Source organism: Microbacterium longlingense (assembly GCF_058349825.2).
Window position 1 is genome coordinate 278,291 of sequence record NZ_JBYRJA020000003.1, and the last position, 20,158, is coordinate 298,448.

At 64.3% G+C, this 20,158-nt stretch carries 16 protein-coding genes; 6 read left to right on the top strand and 10 right to left on the bottom strand.

The window, feature by feature from the left end:
- Window position 1: 1 nt before the first annotated feature.
- On the bottom strand, window positions 2–1,288 hold the full coding sequence (locus AC3RXY_RS06570) for a glycoside hydrolase family 1 protein (protein WP_491510152.1): 1,287 nt from the start codon (window positions 1,286–1,288) through the stop codon (window positions 2–4).
- 176 nt (window positions 1,289–1,464) lie between these two features.
- Between AC3RXY_RS06570 and AC3RXY_RS06575 the strand changes: the two genes are divergently transcribed.
- The gene (locus AC3RXY_RS06575; RefSeq protein WP_491510095.1) at window positions 1,465–2,565 is read left to right on the top strand and encodes a LacI family DNA-binding transcriptional regulator; all 1,101 of its coding nucleotides are present in this window, start codon (window positions 1,465–1,467) and stop codon (window positions 2,563–2,565) included.
- Between the two features lie 25 nt (window positions 2,566–2,590).
- Here the strand turns inward: AC3RXY_RS06575 and AC3RXY_RS06580 are convergent, their stop codons facing one another.
- On the bottom strand, window positions 2,591–4,276 hold the full coding sequence (locus AC3RXY_RS06580; RefSeq protein ID WP_491510096.1) for a serine hydrolase domain-containing protein: 1,686 nt from the start codon (window positions 4,274–4,276) through the stop codon (window positions 2,591–2,593).
- A 164-nt stretch (window positions 4,277–4,440) separates the two neighbouring features.
- Here AC3RXY_RS06580 and AC3RXY_RS06585 point away from each other — a divergent pair, with 164 nt between their 5' ends.
- A complete protein-coding gene (locus tag AC3RXY_RS06585; protein ID WP_491510097.1) occupies window positions 4,441–5,412 on the top strand; it encodes an FUSC family protein in 972 nt (323 codons plus the stop codon).
- Window positions 5,413–5,472: 60 nt separating this feature from the next.
- Here the strand turns inward: AC3RXY_RS06585 and AC3RXY_RS06590 are convergent, their stop codons facing one another.
- From AC3RXY_RS06590 to AC3RXY_RS06605, 4 genes are all read right to left on the bottom strand, one after another.
- On the bottom strand, window positions 5,473–5,784 hold the full coding sequence (locus tag AC3RXY_RS06590; protein ID WP_491510098.1) for a transcriptional regulator: 312 nt from the start codon (window positions 5,782–5,784) through the stop codon (window positions 5,473–5,475).
- Window positions 5,771–6,226, bottom strand: coding sequence for a hypothetical protein (locus tag AC3RXY_RS06595; protein WP_491510099.1), 456 nt, complete (start codon window positions 6,224–6,226; stop codon window positions 5,771–5,773). Before AC3RXY_RS06595 ends, AC3RXY_RS06590 begins: the two co-directional genes overlap by 14 nt.
- Before the next feature lie 739 nt (window positions 6,227–6,965).
- Complete coding sequence (locus AC3RXY_RS06600; RefSeq protein ID WP_200115166.1) at window positions 6,966–8,111, bottom strand: helix-turn-helix domain-containing protein; 1,146 nt, start codon at window positions 8,109–8,111, stop codon at window positions 6,966–6,968.
- The gene (locus AC3RXY_RS06605; protein ID WP_491510100.1) at window positions 8,108–8,851 is read right to left on the bottom strand and encodes a hypothetical protein; all 744 of its coding nucleotides are present in this window, start codon (window positions 8,849–8,851) and stop codon (window positions 8,108–8,110) included. The genes AC3RXY_RS06600 and AC3RXY_RS06605 overlap by 4 nt, the downstream gene beginning before the upstream one ends.
- A 181-nt stretch (window positions 8,852–9,032) precedes the next feature.
- Here AC3RXY_RS06605 and AC3RXY_RS06610 point away from each other — a divergent pair, with 181 nt between their 5' ends.
- From AC3RXY_RS06610 to AC3RXY_RS06625, 4 genes are read left to right on the top strand one after another with little or no spacing between them, the layout of a single operon-like run.
- A complete protein-coding gene (locus AC3RXY_RS06610; protein ID WP_491510101.1) occupies window positions 9,033–9,239 on the top strand; it encodes a hypothetical protein in 207 nt (68 codons plus the stop codon).
- A 30-nt stretch (window positions 9,240–9,269) separates the two neighbouring features.
- A complete protein-coding gene (locus AC3RXY_RS06615) occupies window positions 9,270–10,070 on the top strand; it encodes an adenylate/guanylate cyclase domain-containing protein (protein ID WP_491510102.1) in 801 nt (266 codons plus the stop codon).
- 10 nt (window positions 10,071–10,080) lie between these two features.
- On the top strand, window positions 10,081–10,692 hold the full coding sequence (locus AC3RXY_RS06620; RefSeq protein ID WP_491510103.1) for a type II CBASS E2 protein: 612 nt from the start codon (window positions 10,081–10,083) through the stop codon (window positions 10,690–10,692).
- Window positions 10,577–11,206, top strand: a complete 630-nt coding sequence (locus AC3RXY_RS06625; RefSeq protein ID WP_491510104.1) for a Pycsar system effector family protein — start codon at window positions 10,577–10,579, stop codon at window positions 11,204–11,206. Before AC3RXY_RS06620 ends, AC3RXY_RS06625 begins: the two co-directional genes overlap by 116 nt.
- A 51-nt stretch (window positions 11,207–11,257) precedes the next feature.
- Here the strand turns inward: AC3RXY_RS06625 and AC3RXY_RS06630 are convergent, their stop codons facing one another.
- From AC3RXY_RS06630 to AC3RXY_RS06645, 4 genes are all read right to left on the bottom strand, one after another.
- The gene (locus tag AC3RXY_RS06630) at window positions 11,258–14,335 is read right to left on the bottom strand and encodes a type III restriction-modification system endonuclease (protein WP_491510105.1); all 3,078 of its coding nucleotides are present in this window, start codon (window positions 14,333–14,335) and stop codon (window positions 11,258–11,260) included.
- A gap of 76 nt (window positions 14,336–14,411) precedes the next feature.
- Entirely contained in the window at window positions 14,412–16,157 is a 1,746-nt protein-coding gene (locus tag AC3RXY_RS06635; protein WP_491510106.1) for an RNA/DNA-binding domain-containing protein, read from the bottom strand.
- A gap of 8 nt (window positions 16,158–16,165) precedes the next feature.
- Window positions 16,166–18,163 carry a site-specific DNA-methyltransferase gene (locus tag AC3RXY_RS06640; RefSeq protein ID WP_491510107.1) on the bottom strand — a complete coding sequence of 666 codons (1,998 nt, stop codon included), beginning with the start codon at window positions 18,161–18,163 and terminating at the stop codon, window positions 16,166–16,168.
- Window positions 18,163–20,145 carry a site-specific DNA-methyltransferase gene (locus AC3RXY_RS06645; protein ID WP_491510108.1) on the bottom strand — a complete coding sequence of 661 codons (1,983 nt, stop codon included), beginning with the start codon at window positions 20,143–20,145 and terminating at the stop codon, window positions 18,163–18,165. Before AC3RXY_RS06645 ends, AC3RXY_RS06640 begins: the two co-directional genes overlap by 1 nt.
- Window positions 20,146–20,158: the final 13 nt, after the last annotated feature.

Sequence of the window (20,158 nt, forward strand, 5' to 3'; positions counted from 1 at the left end):
CTCATCGAGTCGGTTGAACGGATTTGGCTGGTGCGACCGGGTGATCGCTGTTGCGAGCGGGGGGCGTCAACCGTCCGCTGCGGGCGACGCCGCCGAGCCATCGAGCACTGGGCTTGGGGTGGCGGGCGAAGGTCTCCCGATCCCACGCGATGAGACCGAAGGTGGGACGGTTGCTGCCCCACTCATAGTTGTCCAGCGCGGACCAGTGCAGGTAGCCGCGCACATCGACGCCGTCTTCCATCGCCTCGTGCAGGGCCGTGAGGGCGCCGATCGTGTAGTCGACACGCCGGGCGTCGTCGGCGGTGGCGATGCCGTTCTCGGTGACCAGCACGGGGCGGCCGCTGATCGCTGCGGCATGACGAACAGCGATGCCCAGCGCCTGCGGGAAGTACTCCCATCCCATCTGCGTCGTCTCCACGCCCGCTGCCACCGGCACCGGGCCGTCAGCGCCGATGAAGGTACGCAGATACGCCTGGACCCCGACGAAGTCGTCGTCGCGGGACACCTCGAGGAACTGGTCCTCCCGCGGGTAGCGATACGCCAGCATGTGCTCTTCGGCTCCGGGCACGGCGTGGTAGGCCTGCGCGGCGATCGACCAGCCGACGGCCGCGCGAGTCTCGGCGTGCAGGATGCCGACCGCCGCCCGGTGCGCGGCGATGATGCCGGCGGTGGCGTAGGGATCCGGTGCGGGCAGGGAGGGCAGCGCGGCGCCGGTGCGCGGGTCGTCCGGAGCCCCGGCGAGGAGATTGGGCTCGTTGATGGTGCAGATCCACGGCACATCGGTGAGGATCGGCGCGAGGAAGCGCACATAGGCGGCGAACCGCTCGGCTGCGTCCTCCGCCGCCCACCCGCCGCGCTGCGCGAACCACAACGGGTTGGTGAAGTGGTGCAGCGTGACCACCGGGACGAGACCGTTGTCGCGGCAGGCGGCGATCACCCGCGCATAGTGGTCCCGCATCGCGCGGGAGAACGCGCCGGGCGCCGGCTCGATCCGCGCCCACTCGATGCTGAAGCGGTAGCTGCCGAACCCCAGCGAGGCGAGCAGCGCGATGTCCTCGGGGTAGCGGTGGAAGCCGTCGGCGGCATCGCCGCTGCGGTCAGGCACATCCCGCGGTGTGGCGTTCTCGCGCGCCCACCAGTTCGAGCCGACGTTGTTCCCCTCGATCTGGTGCGCAGAGGTCGCTGCGCCCCACAGGAATCCGTCCGGGAATCGCCGGACGTCACGCGGCTCGGAAGGTGCCGCAGACCGATCCTCTGTCGCCCGGACCACACTGTCTCTGTCGTTCATCACTTCGCGAGTGTACGCGCGTACATAATGGGATACAAGCCCGGGTTCCTCCCGCAGGCGAGCCTCGGCGACAACGCGCATCCGGAACAGCGAACCCGTGATCGCCCCGACGCACCGGGCTCAGACCGGGCGTTCCCACGCTCTAACATGAGACGACCGAGAGAGAGGGTGACCATATGGCCGCACACCGCCCCTCTGTCTACGACGTCGCCGCGGCGGCGGGCGTCTCGACCGCGTCGATCTCCCGGTACTTCCGCGCGCCGGACAAGCTCAGCGAACAGACCCGCGCGCGGATCGAACACGCGGTCAGCGAGCTCGGCTACCTGCCGAGCGGCCTTGCGCGGGGTCTCGCAGAACGCCGGTCCGGCAGCATCGGGCTCTACTCGTTCAGTGGGCACGAACCGGACGAGTGGGAGCGCACCCCGCCCTCACGCAGCGCTGGGCGGGTGGTCGAGGTGCGCGAGAACAACGATCAGCCGCGGCTGTATCCGCTCTACGCCGACGAGGTCCTGCACGGCGTCGAGCTCGAGTGCACGCTGCGACGGCTGCCGCTGGCCGTGGGATGGCAAAGCGGCGCGGAGCGGGGCGTCGACCTCGACGACATCGCCCGCCGCAGCGACGGGCTGATCGTGCTGCCCGCCACGATCGACGACAATCATCTCGCGCTGTTGTGCCGTCGCATGCCGCTCGTGCTCGTCTCCCAGCCCGCGCCCGCCGGAGTCGAGGCATCGTCGGTGCGCGTCGACGACTTCGGCGGGATGCGCGCCGTCACCACGCATCTGATCGAGGCGCACGGCGCCCGGCAGCTCGCCTATGCCGGCCCGGTCAGAGGCGCGGAGCACGAGGATCGGTTCGCTGGGTTTGCGCGCGCTCTGCGGGAGCACGATCTGCCGGTGCCAGACGCTCCGCTGGTCGACACCGGCTCCCGGGCCGGCACCCGGGACGCGCTGGAGAACGCCGGGGACACGCTTCCCGGGCTCGCCGCTGGCCTGCCGGACGCGATCGTGTGCTCAAGCGATCAGACCGCCCTCGGGGTGCTCGCCGCGCTGCGCACTCACGACATCGACGTTCCCGGGCGCGTGGCCGTGACGGGCTTCGACGGCATCGACGCCGGCCGCCTCGCCACCCCGACGCTGACGACGGTGCGCCAGCCGATGGACGAGCTCGGCCGCGAAGCCGTCGGCCTGCTCACCGAGGCGCTGGAGAACGGCTCTCCCCCGCGCGACGTGGTGCTCCCGGTGTCGCTCGTGCTGCGCCGCAGCTGCGGGTGCAGCTGAGCACACCCTGCGCCGGCAGGCCGGGTCAGACCTGGTAGCCGTCGAGGCCGCGACCGACCAGAACCGGCTCGCGCCAGAAGAACGAGAACGCCGCCGCCTCCGGGTCGAGCACGAGGTATCCGGTGTGGGGACCCTCGATCATGCGCATCTCCGCCACGAAAGAACCCTTCGAGCTCCATCCGCCACGCACGGCGAAGGGCACCGCGGGGGCCGCTGCCGAGCTCCCCGGCACGGAGACGTCGCCACGCGACCAAGTGTCATCGCCCACGCGCAGCCGAACAACTCCCTGCTCGAACCCCAGGAGCAGGTCGTCTCCGTCGAGGCGCACCTCGGCGAGCTCCGGCAGATCGACGCCCCCCAGGCCTCCGAACCGCACGTCCGGAACCTGCGGGTCCGCGGGCGCGCGATGGAAGACGAGATCGGAGACATCGCGCGACGCCGCCGGGGCCAGCTCGCCGTCGTCCCGGCCGACTTCCTGCTGCACCGCGACAGCGTGCGCCCCCCAGGCGGCGGCGTGTGCGGCCGCTTCCGCCCAGCCTGCGGGCGCTTCCTCACCCCGCAGACCCGTGACCACTCCGGCGAGCAGTCCCAATGCCGCCTTCCCCTGCACGGCCGCGAGCGGCGCGAGCCCGGCGGTGGGAACGGGCACGGAGGATGCGGCGAGCCGGTTCGCCAGAGCGGCGTCCGCCCCGGCGCGGTAGTCGGCCGCTTCCGCGTGCGATTCGTCGCCGACGCGGTTCTGCAGCACGGGGAGCAGATGGGTCCAGATCGCGTCGAGCAGCGTCTGGCCGAGCGACGTGGATGCGGTGATCGCCACGACCGCGTTCGCGCCGGGAAGCACGAGGCAGACCTGGGAGAAGGCGCCGCCGGCATGGTAGCCGTGATCGCCGATCCAGAACTGGTAGCCATACCCGAGGGAGCTGTCTCGGTCGACGGGCTGGCCGGGCGGGAAGCGATGCGCGGCGTCGTTGGGCATCCGCGTCGTGGTCGCCGCATCGATCCAGGCGGCAGGGATCAGCTGTTCGCCGTTCCACGCGCCGCGCTGCAGCAGCAGCTGGCCGAACGCCGCGATGCTCTCGGTCCGCAGATACAGACCTGTGAACCCGGGGTTGCTGTCGCCGCCCGCCCACTTGGCCTCCGCCGCACCGAGCGCGTCGAGCAGGCGCGGGCGGAGGTAGTCGATCAGCGACGAGCCGGAGACCTTCTCCACGATCTTGGCGACGGCGAAGGTCGCGAGCTGGTCATAGGTGAAGACTTCTCCCGCTGGGCGCTCTGGCACGTACGCGGCGAGCTGACGTCGCAGACCTGCATCGTCGACTGCCACGTCCTGGCTGGGATCCAGCACCGGATCGAACAGGTGGCCCACCGACATGCGCAGGGCGTCGGCGATGGTCGCGTCGCCGTATCCGGCGGCCTCGGGCAGATGATCGGCGAGCCGGTCGGTCATGCGCAGCAAGCCCTCCCCCTCCGCGATTCCCGCCGCGGCGGACGTGAAGCTCTTGCTCAGCGAGTAGAGCAGATGCGGAGTCTCGTTGTCGTACGGACGCCACCACGACTCCGCGATCACCGAGCCGTCGACCACGATCATCAGGCTGTGCAGCTCGATGCCGGCAGCCTCGATCGCGTCGAGGAAGTCCTCGACGCCGCGGGCGTCCACGCCCCTGTCACGGGGAGCGAGCCGGGGAAGGATCTGCGGAAGCGACGTCGACATGTCGCGATCATAGCCCCGATGTATGCGCGTACTTCCCGTTGCGGAGAATTTGTTTCCCGCGCGTCGCGTCGCGGTGTCCGGGGGTTCGTGCGCTGTTCACCGGGCGGCGTGATCGCTATGTTGGTCTCATCGCCACCGGCCGCCCCCACCCCGAGGACGACGCCATGTCCGCCGTTCCCCGGCTCTTCCCCGCACTCCCGCCCCGCACGCTCCTGATGGCGGTGGGTGTCGTCGGCATCGCGTCCGTCGTACTCGGCGCCGTGTTCTGGCAGGCGGGAGCAGCGGTCGCCTCGGCGGAGTACCTCGCGATGGTGCTGCTGATCTCCTCGGTGCGGGCACCGCACGCGACAGAGCGTCTCATCGCCGGAGGTTGGGCGGTCGCGGTCGCCCTGCTCGGGTTCTTCCTCGGCGGTATCGGCCTGTGGGCCACGCTGCTCGGGCTCGCGGCCGTGTGCGTCGCCCAGGCGCTCCTCCAGACCGGGGAACGGGCCACGATCACCCGGTCTCCGGTCAACTTCGTGGTGTTCGCCGGCCTCGCCCAAGGGGACACCCAGTTCTGGCAGGTGGCCGCGGGCTCGATCATCGGCGCCGGGGTGATGCTCGCGCTGGGCGCGGCCCTACCCAAGCACCATGCGCCGCAGACGACCACGCGCCCCCTCTCCGAGCGGCTCGGGCACGGAGCCGTGCTCACCCTGGGCGCCGGGGTGATCGTCATCGGCGCGGATCTGTTCGCGCTCCCCTTCGCGGACTGGGCATTGCTGTCCTTCTGCGTCATCATCGCGGTCGGCCCCGGTGATCGCTTCGGTCGCGCGCGCGACCGCGTCGTCGGGACGATCATCGGCGCACTGGCAGGCGCCCTGCTCTCCCTGTTGCCGATGCCGTTTCCGGTGATCGCCGGAGTCGTGTTCACGGTGCTGTGCGTCGCCTATCAGCTCGCCGGGGAGTACACCCTGTTCGTGACATTCCTGACGCCCGCCGTGCTCCTGCTCGGCAGCGCGGAGGGTCCGACTACCGCGGTCGCCTCCGGCCGCATCGCGGCCGTGGCCGTCGCTGCGATCATCGCCGTGCTCCTCAGCCGGCTGTCGCAGGCGGTGGGCGATCGCTTCACGTCGGCTCGCTCGGCAGGCTCCGGCTGAGCCCGCACGGGCCCCGGGATCGATCCGCTCGGGGCGAGATCGACGACCGCTCCGGCAGCCTCAGCGCTGCGCGGCGGCGAGGAGCGCGAGGGCGTCGAGATGCTGACGGAAGGCGTGTCGGCCCGATGCGGTGAGAGCCACCCAGACTCGACTGCGCCCACCACGGGCCGCACGCCGCTGAGTCACGTAGCCCGCGTCTACGAGCGTGCTCACCTGCTTGCTCAGCGCCGAGTCGGTGGTCTGCAGGAGGTCGCGGAGGGTGCCGAACTCCTCTTCGGTCACCGGGTCGAGAAGCGCGCAGATCCGCAGCCGCGGGATCGGGTGGATGACGGTGTCGAGTGCCGGAAGCGCCCGACGCTCACCGTCTGGCATCACTCACCTGACGCGCCCAGGAACGATCCATCATCCGGCCGAGCGTCATGACGATCACGAACAGGACGACCGCCGAGACCAGAGGCAGCCACCACCAGCCCTGTGCAGCAAAAACAGCCCGGCTCCCCCCGCCGATGATGCCGGCCAGAACCGCGAACCCGACGAGTTGGAGACTCATCCGTCCCGAGAGCCGGATCTTTCTGACGGCGGTCGGCTGCTTCCACGCTGCCACGAGCAGGATCACGAGAATCAACACACCGGGCGCGGCGAACTGGACCAGAGCGGGCAATCCCGCCAGGTATGGGATGAGTGCGAAGACCGCCAGGAAGAGACCGAGCATGACCCAGTACCGCCGAGGCCGCTGCAGTCTCTCCGCGTTGACTTCTCGCACCGCCGCCAGGGCCTCGAGCGCCTCGCGTGCCGTGGGATCATCATTTTCCATATAGGAAACTCTAGTCGCGACTTTCCGGAAAGGAAAGACGCCGGGCACCGCGCCGAGCGCTCGGCGGGCAACCCTCCCCACAGACCCCGCCCTGCGACACCTCCGCCTCGCTGAGACGGGGCCGCGCCGCCCACAGGCAGGCCGCGTTCACGTCCGCCCGCCGACCCGACAGACCGGTCATCGACGACCGCGAATCGACGTCGTGGCGGAAGATCCTTGTGCAGGCCAGCGTCCCCCACACATGGCGGGGCCCGTCACACGACGCGGCGATATCCGTGCCGACCAGGCACGGCGTCGACCCCGCCGCGGTGGCCACGATCCTCGGTCACAACGACCCTGGATTCACGATGGGGACCGCCGCCCACGGCTTCGACGACAGAGCGTGGGGCACGATCTCTCTGGTCATAAGCTGCAGTAGCCCCAGAGGCACCTTCCAGGGCAAAGCAAAACCCCCGCCTGAGCGGGGGTTTTTGTCTTGCTGGGGTACCTGGACTCGAACCAAGAACAACTGAAGGGTCCGGAGTCCGTTGTGCCTGAGCGCCGATCGGGCGAAAAACCGCGTGTTTCTGCGGTTCTCATGGCATCAGCTTACCGGTTGGTACCGGCCGATGCCAGCCAATCTGGTGACCTCGGAAGGGGTTTCTGGTGATCAAAGTGGTGACCGAGGCACTCATGATTCGGGTGGCCTCGAAGCCTCCCGCTCCGAGGCCACCGAGACGCCAACATGGGTGCTCGGCGGTCAGTGCTCGTTCGGATCAATCGCCAGCCGCAACTTTGGCTTGAGGTCGCTTCCCGCCTCGATCACCTCGTTGATCTGATGCTCAGTGAGACGACTCGCGACGGCGAGATCCGTGCTATCGATTCCAGCGTCCTTCAAAAGAGAGGCAGCCCGACCAAGGAGTGACGGAGACTCAGGCAGGCCGAGTGGGCCAGGCTCTGGGAGGCCTTGCACCGCGAGTTGTTTGCTCGCGTTCCGGTAGGTGTAGTCCCCCCACACCTCTAGGTCGTGAGCTCGGTAGATGAGTGCCTTCAGGCTGATACCCCACTTGGCCTTCAGTTTCAGAAGGGCTTCCCAGTCCACTCTGGTCGGTAGCTCGGGTATGAGCTCAGCACTCGGAGCGAGGAACTCGGCGGCGAAGCGGTGTGCTTGATTCTCGATGATCTTGGAACCCGGTTCAACCTCGTGGTGCATAACGAGGTGCCCCAGCTCATGGGCAGCGTCGAATCGACTGCGAGCCTTGTCATGCTTTGAAGGCGAGAGGAGAACTAGGGGCCGGGAGCCGACATCGGTTGAAAAAGCATCCACCTTTCGATCGATGTCTTGAGGCAGGCGAAGGACGACTATGCCGTGGGCTTCCATCAGCCGTACGACGTTCGGTACCGGTCCTGCCTGCAACCCGAGTTTTGCGCGAGCTTGAGCGGCGAGTTCGGCTATACGTTCGCGACTGGGTTCGTCCTCAACCGGGTCGATGATCTCCGTGACTGGAGGAAAGTCGACGTACTGCTCGAACACGTCCACGACAGCGAGGGCTATCTCGGCGAAGGCGAGGGCCTGGTCTCGCGCGATCGCTGGCGTGGCTCTGAGCGAGCGGAAGTGAGCACTGCTCGCTGGGACTTGCTCTATCGCTCGGCCGCGTTGGAAGAAGCCAGTTGGGACCCCCAGCGCGAGAGCAAGCTCGGCGACAACAGTGTTGGTCGGCCGTGAGGTTCCTCGTTCGAACTGTGTGATTGCTGCTGCCGAGACAGTTGTCTTTGCAGCGAGGGTGGTTCGTTGTAGTCGCCTGAGGCGTCGAGCTAGAGAGAGTCGCCGCCCGTCGAAGTCAACGGATGTCCCGGTGGTACGACGTCGTCGGGCGCGTTCCGTCGGGTCTACTTCCTCTGTCACAGCGAGTTTCCTTCTATCTTCCGGACCTTCAGTGAGATGTTCGGAACCGGTTCTGGCTGATCCGCAAAGCCAATGTTCTCAGTCGAAGCGTCCGCGTCCTCGAACTTCGTTGTGCGCGATGCAGGTTCGTCCCACCAGAGGGGCGCAACCGCGAGCCAGCGATCCGGAGTAGTGGTCGGAAGGCCAAGCCATCCCGCAGTGAGCTCGGACTCGTACTCAGCGCCCCATACAAGGAACGCGTCCCTGCAGCCCCGGACGCTCTCGGAAGCATCGATTTGTTCCATCTCGAACAACGGCGACATCTCGGGTCTGCGGATGGGTGGCGAGTACGCCCCGTGGTTGCGGGCCGCCGCGGCTAGACGGGATTCGCTGTCCCTCCAGTCAAAGCTGGACACGAAGTCGGGCTTACGCGCAGCGAGGTGCGGGGTCTTGACCAAGCGAATATCAAAGGCGCCCACGCGCAAGACGGTGGCCGCAAAGTCCCTGGTTGCGGAAACCCCAGCACGTCGTAGCCCGCTATCCCTGTTCACTGTCGTATACAGGCGATTGGCGAGATTTCTGCTCGAGACGGTGCTCAACGTGAAAGCGTCGTCGAAGAGTTCCTCCGGCTCGTGACGTGCACGGTTCGCACTCCAGACCTCCTTGACGGCCTCCTGCACGAGAACGTCGAGGCTCACATCGGCTACAGCCCGCTTTATCTCCTCGAGGCGCTCTGCACCGTGCGGATCCCATGACATCATGCAACCAGTAAAGCAGACGCACGCGCAACCCTGTCATGCGACGCGCCATACAAGCAACAAGCTACTTCCGTTGTGATAAACTTAAGTAGAAGGTCAAGATCTACGTTGCGCTAGCCAGGCTCTCCTGTCATCCTGATCTCGAACCAACTGCCAGATGAGCTCTACAGATCAGGAGAACGACATGAGCAAGAAGCATCCGCCCAACGCGGGCAAGCCCTGGACCTCGGCCCAAGACGCGCAACTGCGACGAGAGGCCAAAGGCAACACACCGACCCGCGTGATCGGCCTGCACATGGGAAGGAGCGAGGATGCCGTCCGGAGCCGCGCAAGCGACATCGGTGTCTCACTCAAGCCGACCAACCAGAGCCCGTACGGCACCCGAAAGTAGTCCTCAGTGAACGGCTTCGGAACAAGGTTGATGGCGAACTACACGCCATCAACCTTCGGGGACACTGTCATACGTGACTTTCAGGCACGTCGCGAAGGGCGAAACCTCAGCGAACTCTACGCGTCGGCCGCACCCGAAGCCAAGGCGCTGGGCCACCCTGCCTTCGAAGACCTTGCAGTAGGAGAACGTCGCACCGTTCCTCTGGCAGTCGCGTTCCTCGATCTCACCGACTTCACTGGCCGCACCTTCTGGGACGAAGAAACCCAAGTCGTGGATCTTGCGCACGCCGTGCTGACGGGCTTCATCGAAGTAGTCCTTGCTTACGGCGGTTATCCGCTCGGACTCCGGGGAGACGGCCTATTCGCAGGATTCGGTCCGGGAAACTCACAAGTCGACGCCACTATGGCTCTCGGAGCCTGCGCGTTCGCCCTTGGAGCAGTGGAGAGTGAAGTGAACCCGCGGCTCGAGTACCGCAGTATCCATCGGGTGCAGGCGAGAGCGGGTCTTGACTACGGTCGAATCACCTTCGTGCGGACGGGCAGCTCGGGTCACAGCGAAGTGAACCCTCTTGGGTTTGCTGCAAACTTCGCTGCGAAGTGCGAGAAGAAGGCGAACTCCTGGGAGATCGTCGTGGGCGAAGGACTGACAAGCCAGCTTCCGGGGGCGACCTCATTCGTCGAGCACAGTGACTCTCCGAAGACATACCAGCGCGACTATGAACGCAAGAAGTACCACTTCTATGACTACCACTGGCGGCAGGCTCTTGCGTATCTAGACGATGTGGCACTGCAGCTCAGCGGAAACCCGACATCGTCCATCGTGATCAGATAAGGCAGGCGTCATGAGCATCGCTGCACTTCTTCATCATCACGGAGTCGACGTTCCTCGATACGTCACCGTGAATGGGCAGATCGTCTTCGACAATGTACAAGCGTCGCCCTCCGGCTACGTTCACAGTTCCCTCGGGTTCGTCACCCCGGTCCAGAAGCACGCGTTCCACGGCGGCGAGGAAGCCCCTGACAATGCTGTGAATGACGCGCCCTGGTGGACAGATAGCGCACGTCTACAGCATCACATCAGCGCCATGGAGCAGTCGTTCCCTGGCTTCACCTACCTGCCCGCTTCAGACGGCCTCGGTCCCTGCTGGGGCGGTGAACTCAACACGGGGCGCGGCAAGTTCAAAGTGCTGATCATGACCCGGCAGGATGAAGGCCTCCCCAGAGTCGCGGTCGTGGGGCCCAAGCTCGGCATCGCCGCAGGTCGATCTTGGGTGCCTTCACCTCACCTTTACTTGAACGGGAATCTGTGCGTCGCCGACGAAGACGACTGGGACCCTCATGAACACACTGTCGCCACGGTTACTGCTTGGGCGGCGCATTGGCTCGCTGCCTACACAGAGTGGCGCATCACGAGGCGTTGGCCAATCGAAGGAGCGCAGGCTCTTGTGGCCTAAGCGACGACCCGAGGCCGGTCCAACAGACGGGAGCAGTCAAGCTCTCGACCAGATCGCGAACTGGGTACGATTTGCAGACACCAAAGCGACCGTCCTCATTGCAGGTTTGGGCGTCGCAATGACGATGCTGGTAAGCAACTCCAGCACGATCATGAAGGCGGCGCAGCAGTCATGGATCACTGGACTCTACGTGGGGGGCCCAGCCACCTTGACGCTCCTCACGTTCATGTGGACATTGTTCTGGCTGATGAAAGCAATCGGCCCTCAACGCAAGGTTGGCTATCTGCAACCCAACAGATTCTCGTGGCCTTCCCTTGCCCGTGCGTCAGTCACCGACTTGCACGAGCACCTCTCTACCTCCTCAGCCGCGGATGACGCCTGGCAGCAGATCCTCGACCTTTCTAAGCTCGCTGAGCGAAAATTCGCCGCATGCGAGAAAGCCGTCTACGGATTCGGCGCACTTATTCTCCTCGGCTTCTCTTGTGTCGCGATCGCGATGATCATCATCGTTTAGATTCCTTCCGAAGTCTGCCAAGCAGAAAGCGGCTGACCCCAACCACCAGTCCTACGCCGTCACGAGTTGCATCAGCTCGGTGTAGTCGGTGACCACGTCATACGTGACGTCCTGTCCGTTCTTTTCGCTGAGGGACGCGAAGAACTTGCGGGCGCACTCGATCTTCGCGTCCTCGACGCCCTTGAGCTGGAGTGTTGACAGCGAGCCCTTCGTTTCGGCGACGAAGTAGACATGCTTCACGCTGCCCTCGGTGAACGCGATGGCCCAGTCGGGGTTGTAGTCGCCAACAGGCGTGGGGATGAAGAACCCTCGCGGGAGCTTCGCGTAGACGGCGACCTCGTGGCTGGTGTCGAGTTCGGTGACGAACTCGCGCTCGATCTTGGAGTCGGTGACCACGTAGTCGTAGACGTGCTTCTTGAGCTTCGACCCAGCCTTCGAGAAGTCCTGAGCCGTCTGGTTCTCGGTGAAGATCGCGGAGTCGAATCGGTCTTCGAGTGCGTCGTAGGCGAGGTGCTCGACGATGACCGTGGCCTTCTGCTCGTTGATGAGTCGGGCGGCCTCGGTGATGAACTGCTCGGGGTTGAGGCGGAACTTGGCGAACGTTCCTGGAGTGACGCCGCGGAGGATCGCCGCGACCGTGCGACGGGTGAGCTGGGTCTTCTCGGTGATCTCGCCGAGCAGGTCGTACTTCACCTGTGAGCCGGCGCTCACGGTCTCGGTGTGCGTCTGCGTGGTCTGCACTGCGAAGCCGGAGCCGCCGGTCAGGTCGTCCGCTTCCAGCTGCTCGCGCTGCTGCCCGGCTTGCACCACGTATTGAAGCGCGGCGACGTTGAGGTGCTTGTCGAGGTGCTCGGTCGCCTTGCGAATCAGTTCGCCCGAGTCGAATTCGACCTGGTAGACGGCGCGGTGGTTGATCCGGCCCCACAGAGCCTGGAACTCCTTGCGCGCGAAGTTGGCTTCGTTCAACGGAATCTTCTTCGGCTTGCGGTCATCGGTGGGCACCGGCAGGTCAAGGTAGAGGACGTCGATCAGGGGCCACACGAAGTCGATGACGGGCTTGAGCGCGTCGGAGGTTGGCGCAGCCAGTGTGCCATCCTCCTTGGCCTGCTTGTAAGCATCGGAGATGGTGTCGTCGTCGTTCACGTAGTCGTTCTTGACGAGGTACTTGTAGAGCGCCTGGGCGACGGCCTCCTCGATGACCGACTCGCCAGAGAGAGTCTGGATGGTCTTGCCGACGAAGAACTTGACGCTGGCCTTGCGTGGCCGCGCAGCCAGCGACTCGGAGATTTCACGCTGAAGGCCGGTCACGAAGTCGGTGTAGGACTCGTCGGTGACGACGGTCAGCTCGTTGATGTCGTGCACCGTGACGGGGTTGTCCATCCGTTCGCCGTGCTGGTCGACGGCCAGCCGCAGGCCACGCCCGATCTCCTGGCGCCGGGAGACCGTGTTGTCGCTCTTCTTGAGCATCCCCATGACGAACACGTTGGGGTTGTCCCAGCCCTCGCGCAGTGCCGAGTGGGAGAAGATGAACCGGACGGGTTCGGTGAACGACAGCAGGCGTTCCTTGTCTTTGAGGATCAGGTCGTACGCGTCGGTGTCGGTGGACTGGCCCTTGTCGTCGCCACGGCCGGAGACCTTGCCGTCGATCTGGTGCTTGGTCTTCTTGTCGATGGAGAAGTAGCCCTCGTGGACCCGACGCACGTCGTCACGGCGCAGGTAGGCCTGGTACTCCTCGGTCGCCGCATCGATGGCGAGTTCGCCGAGCACCTCGTCGCGGATCGCGGCGTACTCCTCTTCGAAGATGCGGGCGTAGTCGCCGAGGGTGTCCTCGCGGTTGTAGTCGCGGTACTTGGCGACCTCGTCGATGAAGAACAGCGAGAGCACCTTGACGCCCTGGCTGAAAAGTTCGCGCTCCTTGTCCAGATGTGCACGGACGACCTCGCGAATCTGGATGCGCCGCTTGGTCTCCTCGGTGACATCCCGGTCGGCGAGCTGCCCTGCCACGACCACGTCACCGTTGCTCAGCTCAATCACGTCGCGGTTGGCGTCCACCTCGGTGATGAACAGTCCCTTGTATGCCTCGATCCCGTTCGAGACGTCGTGGAGGTTCGCGCCCATGTCGAGACGTTTGACCTGTCGCTTGATGCCCGATGCGGTCTGCACCTCAAGCTCGACCCGCGCCCGAGGCTTGGCGCCCTTGGCGATCTCGATTGCGTCCAGGTATAGGTAGGCAGCCGATCCAGCGAGTCCCTTTACGGTGATGCCGCGCACGGCGATCTTCTTCACCAGCTTCTGGTTGTAGGCGTCCAGTGCGTCGAGCCGGTGCACCTTCGTGTGATCGACCTTGTGTGTGGCGGAGTAGCGAAGCAGCATCAGGGCGTTGAACCGCGACAGTGCTTCGAGCGACTTGGGTGCTCCGATCTTCTGGGGCTCGTCGATGATCACGATCGGGCGGTTGGCGCTGATCACGTCGATCGGGCGGCGGGACTGGAAGTCGTCCAGCTCGTCGTAGATGCGGCGGTTGTCTTTGCCGGTGGCGTTGAACGCCTGGATGTTGATGATCATCACCTGCACGCCGGCGTCCGAGCTGAAGCGCTCCAGTTCGTGGAGCTGGGAGGAGTTGTAGATGAACGAGCGAGGCTTGGTGCCATAGAGCTGCTGGAAGTGCTCGGCGGTCACGTCGAACGACTTCTTCACGCCCTCACGGATCGCGACCGAGGGCACCACGATGATGTACTTCGACCAGCCGTACCGCTTGTGGAGCTCCATGATCGTCTTGATGTAGACGTAGGTCTTGCCGGTACCGGTCTCCATCTCGACATCGAGGTTCGGAGCGCCCGGGGCGGCCTTGCTGTCGATCAGCTTGGTAGACAGTGGCAGGTTCCGTGACCGTTGCACCGCATGCACGTTCTCCAGCAGCCGCGCGCCGGACAGGGCGATCTCGGCGTTGCGGAGGCCGGCGTCTGGGCGCTCCTCGGTCTCGAACAGCGCCGGAGCGGTGGCAGGGCGGACCTTGCCGGGGTCGATCCGGTAGGAGATACCGTCGTGCTTCGGCTGCCCGGCGAAGGCCTCGACGACAGCATCGACGGCATCGGTCTGGTACTGCTGGACCTTGAACTGGAGCTTCATCGGGTGTCTTTCTTTCTGCAATCAGCGCTGTTCGTCGTCGCTGCTAGAAGGTTGCGGACGGCGTAGATGCCTGTATTCACACTGATCCCGCCCCTCCAGCACCACTGCTGTCGTCGTCATCCTTCTTGCGCGGGGGCTCGGACTGCGCGCCTTCGTCGCCTGCGTAAGAAAGCTCCCATCGTGGCTTCGTACGCGTGCCGCGGTTCACGATGACGCCCTGGCGTCGCAGCTTCGTCAGCAGGTTCGTGATCTTGGTTGCCTTCTGCTGCTCGGTGAGCGCCTCGCTGAGCGCCGGTCGGAGCAAGGCCTCCACGTCGCCACGGTCTGCGTGTCCCTGCGCGCGGAGGAAGTCAGTCAGCAGGGCTGCGTAGTGCGCGTCCGCCTGAGGCCGGGTGCGGATGTAGTCGGCCATCGCCCCGGTCGCCGCTGCGACGCGAGGAGTGATCCGGCGGTGAGGCTTGCGGCCCTCGATCAGACCGACTCTGCGCAGATGGCGGGCAGCCTTCTCACTGATGTCGAGTCCCTTCTGCACCCGATCCAGCGCAAGCACGTCTTCGAGCGGAAGATCGGTTCGGACCATGAGCAGCTGAGAGTAGGACTCATCGATCACCGCGCCCGGGATGGTGAGCTTCACCTCGCCAGGGGTGCTGAGGTCGTAGTCCGGCAGCGGCAAGAAGCGACGGACCTGGTCCCGCACCATCCGGTGGATCCCGTAGCCCATCTGGTCGATGAGGTTCAACTCCGTCATCGCCTCCACGAGGAACGGGTTGCGGTACTGCCGTGGGGTGCGCTCGTCCAGGGCGTAGTCATCGGGTGCGCCGTCGAAGAACTCGCCCACGCTCTCGAACACGATGCGGTCGGCATGCTCGGTAACGATGATCCGAGAGTTTCGCGTGTAGTCCTGGTGCGCGATGCAGTTGTAGAGCGCTTCGAGCAGGCTGCGTTCGTCGTACTTGCTGATCTCTCGATAGATCAACTCATCTGGCGGCAGGAGCCGGAGCTGCACGTTGCGGATGCGCTTCGCGAGCGCGGTCGTGTTCAGCAGGAACGGCAGACGGAAGTGCTCGTTCGCCCGCTGCTCACCAACGAGCTTCCAGGTCATCTGAGCCGGGTGCGGGCTCAGCAGGTGCGTGGAGGTGTCGGCGCCGAGCAGAAGGAGCGCGGCTCGCGTGATCTGACCGTCGCGGGTCAACCTCGCCTTGGCCAAGAACGTCGCGTCATCCCATGAGTCGATGTCAGCGGCAGGGATACGAGAGGCGTAGCGCTCGGTGAACCCCTGTCGTGCGCGTGCGATCGCAGCTGGATCGAGGTGAGCGAGCGTGGCGTCAGGAACCACCACCGCTGTCCAGTCCGCGCTGATGGTCTGCCGCCGAATCTCATCCAACTTGTCGAGCGAGAGCGGCACCAGGCTCTCGCCGGCGCGAGCTCGGTAGTCACCCTTCCACGAGATTGGGATGCCGCGGGGCGCCGCTGGCACCTCAAGAAGGACCACACGCTTGCCCGAGTGCGTGACCTCGTAGACCTCTCGCACGGTCAGGCCTTGGTCGATGGACTGATGGATGTGGTGCTTCAAGGTCTGACGCTGCTGCACATCGATGAGATGCGTTGTGCCCACGACCTGCCGAGCGTTCGAGACCCCGAAGACGAGCCACCCCGAGGCGAGTCCGCGTAGGTTCGCCTCGTTGCTCAGTGCCGAGATGTACTCACCTGTCTTGTCCGCAGAGAACTGCCGCGCAGCCTCCTTGAACTCGACAACCTCGTTCTCCCAACCGGCCAACAGCCGGTCGAGGAGCTCGGTGAGTTCGTCGTTCGTCAGGGTCATGTAGTTCCTCAGATAGTCCTTACCTCAGTCGCGGGCGACACCTCACGGAACACCTGCTCGGCGTTGATACGTGCAGCGTCTGTGGCGAAGCCTGAATCCAGGAAGACAGCCCGTAGAGGCTGCCGCCTCGCGACCTCGCTGATGATGGTCGGATTGATGTCCCCGGAGAAGCAGGCGACGAGGGCTCCCTCGGCCACCGAAAGGATTTCACGGCCGTCAACTTGTTCGACGACGACGGGTTCGCTCAGGTCCAAAGCCCAGTCGATCAGCACTTGGAACAGCAGGTCGTACGCGTCACGATCCGATCGGACGCTGTTGATCGCTCCGGACAGCATGTCCTGCGAGAGGCCGTCGGGGACCGCCAGAGTGTCGACCAAGTTCGAGCTGTCAACTCGCAGCACGCGGAAGCCGCTATCCACCAGCAGGTCACTCGCAAAACGCTCGTGAGCGAGGCGCATTCGCTGCTTGGTGATCTCAGCAACTGTCGCCGGACGCCCGAGGTGCGTGAGGTGCCGGATCGCATTCGTGGTGATCTGCTTCGCCGCCCCCTTGGCCGTGTTGAGAGACTCGTTCAAGTCCTCGGCGACCTGGATTCCGATGAAACGGCATGACATCGACTCAGCGCCGTTGAGTTCGAGAACGGCCTGCATCGCCGATCCGGAACCCGCGAACATGTCGAGCACAATGTCGTCGCCAGACACGCCGACTGCGCGATAGACGTCCCGGAGCAGGAACTCGTCCTTGGGGTTCGTGAAGACCTTCTCGCCGAACAACGTCGCGAGCCGTTTCGAGGCCGCGCGGCCATCGACGTAACGGATGCTCGTGAGGTTCTGATACTCGGTGTTCGCAAGGTAGGTCTTGTTCTTCGGCACCCCGGTGTGGTCGTTCCCGAAGTGGACTCGGTTCTCCGCGATGCGGCGAAGCATCTCGTCTTTCGGGTAGCGCCAACCGGAAGCCGGCATCTTCACAACTTCGCCGGTCACGGGATGTGCTACGTCGTAGACGTACTGACCGTCGTTTGGGCCGGAGATGTCGGACGCGAAGTAGATTCCACGTTCGTCCATCCAGTCGTAATGCTTGCTTCCGGCGACTGGATCACTCGCCTGGAAGGTCTTGTACCAGGCCTTGGCCTCCGCATTGATAGCTGCCCAGTCGTCGCCATGCTTCCTCCGGAACCCGTCGAAGGCTGCATATATCTTGTCGAGTCCCTCCTTCTTCTCAACCCAGTCACCGGCGTTGGCCTGCCGGTTCTTCACGAAGAAGACGATGTACTCATGCTGAATTGAGACGTACGCCTGGTCGTTCTTGCTGCTGTTCTTCAGCACGATCTCTCCGACGTACGACGCATCGCCGAGCACCTCCTCGCCCAGGCGGACGAGACTGGCGTGCTCGTTCTCGTCGATAGAGACGACAAGCACGCCATCGTCGGTCAGTAGGTTCCTGGCCAGCTTGAGTCGCGGGTACATCATGCTCAGCCAGTCAGAGTGGAAGCGACCGTTCGCTTCGGTGTTCGCAACCAGGCGCTCGCCGCTCTCCAGGCTCTGACCTGAGCGGGCGAGGTACTCGGCGCTCGACTCGGCGAAGTCATCGTCGTAGACGAAATCGTTTCCCGTGTTGTACGGCGGGTCGATGTAGATCAGCTTGACCTTGCCGAGGTACGACTCCTGAAGCAGCTTGAGCGCCTCCAGGTTGTCGCCCTCGATGAAGAGATTCTTCGTTGTGTCGAAGTCCACCGACTCCTCACGCACCGGACGCAGCGTCTTGGCGATCGGCGTGTTGGCGGCGAAGGCTGCGGCACGCTTGCCGGGCCAGTCGAGCCGGTACCGCTCCTCTGGCCCTTCCACGATGTGGTCGCTGAGTTCCTGACGGAGCAAGTCGAAGTCAATCGCGGTGATCACGTTGCCCTCCGGGTCGCGGGACTCGGTGATGACTTGCGGGAACAGATCGGCGATCCGCTCGATGTTGCGAGCGGTGAGGTCGGGCGTATGTAGGGTGCGCTTCTCCATCACGCACCACCGACCAGCGAGCGACGGTCATATGGTCTTGACCTCAGTGTGTGGCGAGCGTTCACTGAACACCTGCCCGACGTTGATGCGCTCCGCGTCGTCCGCGAAGTCTTCGTCGAGGAACACGACGCGAAGCGGCTGACGTTCCGCGATGGCTGCGGCAGCCCGAGAGAGAGAGAGAGAGAGAGAGAGAGAGAGGAATCGCGCGCCTCACGCGGACGTGTGCACAGGATCAACGCACCCTCCTCAACGTCGTACACCTCGAAGCCATCGATGGTCTCCTTCTTGGTCCGCATCGTGAGTTCCATGCCCCAGTCGAGAAGAACCTGAAACAACAGGTCTTCACCCGTGCGGTCGGGTTTCACGCTGCTGACAGCGCCGATCAGAGCGGTCTGCACAAGATCGTCAGCTGCGGTTGCCGTATCTGCCAGGTTCGTTGTGTCAACACGGAGTGCTCTGAAGCCAACGTCGACCGTGCCTTCGAGCATGCCGGCTTCACTCTTGAGTGTGACGCCGGCGCGACGGATGCGCTCCTTGGAGAGCGCGGCGATGGTCGCAAATCCCGCCGAGGCTGCTTCTGACTTTTCGTCAGTCTGCTCATCGAGTTGGATCATGATGAAGCGACGTGTCCCGCCATCTCCAAGGTTGGCATCAAGAACCGCGTGTGCCATTGACGAGCTTCCGGCAAAGAAGTCGAGCACGGTTCCGTTGGTGCCGCAGGCGATATCTATGATGCGCTTCATGAACTCGGGCGACTTGGGAAAGTCCATGACGGCACTGCCAAATAGTTTCTTGACAGACTTGCGACCATAGTCGTTGGAGAACTCGGGGTCGAGCCAGACCGACTTGGCCAGCGTTTTCGCAACCTCACCGTCTGTGCCGTGGAGGTAATCCTTCCGGAACACCCGCCAATCGTCGCCACTACGTTCGGCGAGTAGAAGTGCCTCTTCGGCGGCCACCTTCTCTCGGCTCCAGGTCCAGCACGTCTGCGTGCCGTCAGGTGCGTCCGGCATGACTTGGACAGAAAACTCGTCACTGCCGACGGCCGAGACTCTGCCGGAGGAAGGAGAGATGAAGAGCGGGTAGTACAGGTTCGGACGCGTGCTTGGGTTGAATGCTTGATTCCGATTTCTTAGCCCTAGAAGACGGTATGGACCGCTTTCGTCCACGCGGTTGTACTCATCCGCCATGCGACCGTCCTTCTCGACACCGGTGATGGCATCGCTCAGGGGATCGCGCACGAAAACGAGGAGGGACTCGTGCGTCTTCGCTATGAACCTGTCAAGGTGTCGTCCACGCGGGTTCACCTGGATAGTGAGTTGAGCGATGAAGCTTCGGGGACCAAACACCTCTTCCGCGAGTTTCCGAAGGTTCGCGCTCTCGTTGTCATCGATCGACATGACGAGTACCCCGTCGGCCGCCAGGAGGTTTCGCGCCAACTTGAGGCGCGGGTACATCATGCTCAGCCAGTCAGAGTGGAATCGACCGTTGGACTCGGTGTTAGCCGTTAGCCTTGCGCCTGAGTCGCCCACCTGACCGGATCGGACCAGGTACTCCTCAACGGACTCGGCAAAATCGTCGTTGTAGACGAAGTCGTTCCCGGTGTTGTAGGGCGGGTCGATGTAGATCAGCTTGACCTTGCCGAGATACGACTCCTGGAGCAGCTTGAGTGCGTCGAGGTTGTCGCCTTCGATGAAGAGGTTCTTCGTGGTGTCGAAGTCCACCGACTCCTCGCGAACGGGACGGAGGGTCTTCGCGATCGGCGCGTTCGCTGTGAAGGCTGCGGCACGCTTGCCGGGCCAGTCGAGCCGGTACCGTTCCTGCGGACCCTCGACGATGTGGTCGCTGAGTTCCTGACGCAGGAGGTCGAAGTCGACAGCTTGCACTGGGTTGCCGTCGGCGTCGAAGTTCTCGGTGACGACGCTGGGGAACAGCGTGGCGATCTTGTCGATGTTGGCCTGCGTGAGGTCGGGTGATGTCATGCGTAGTCTCTCC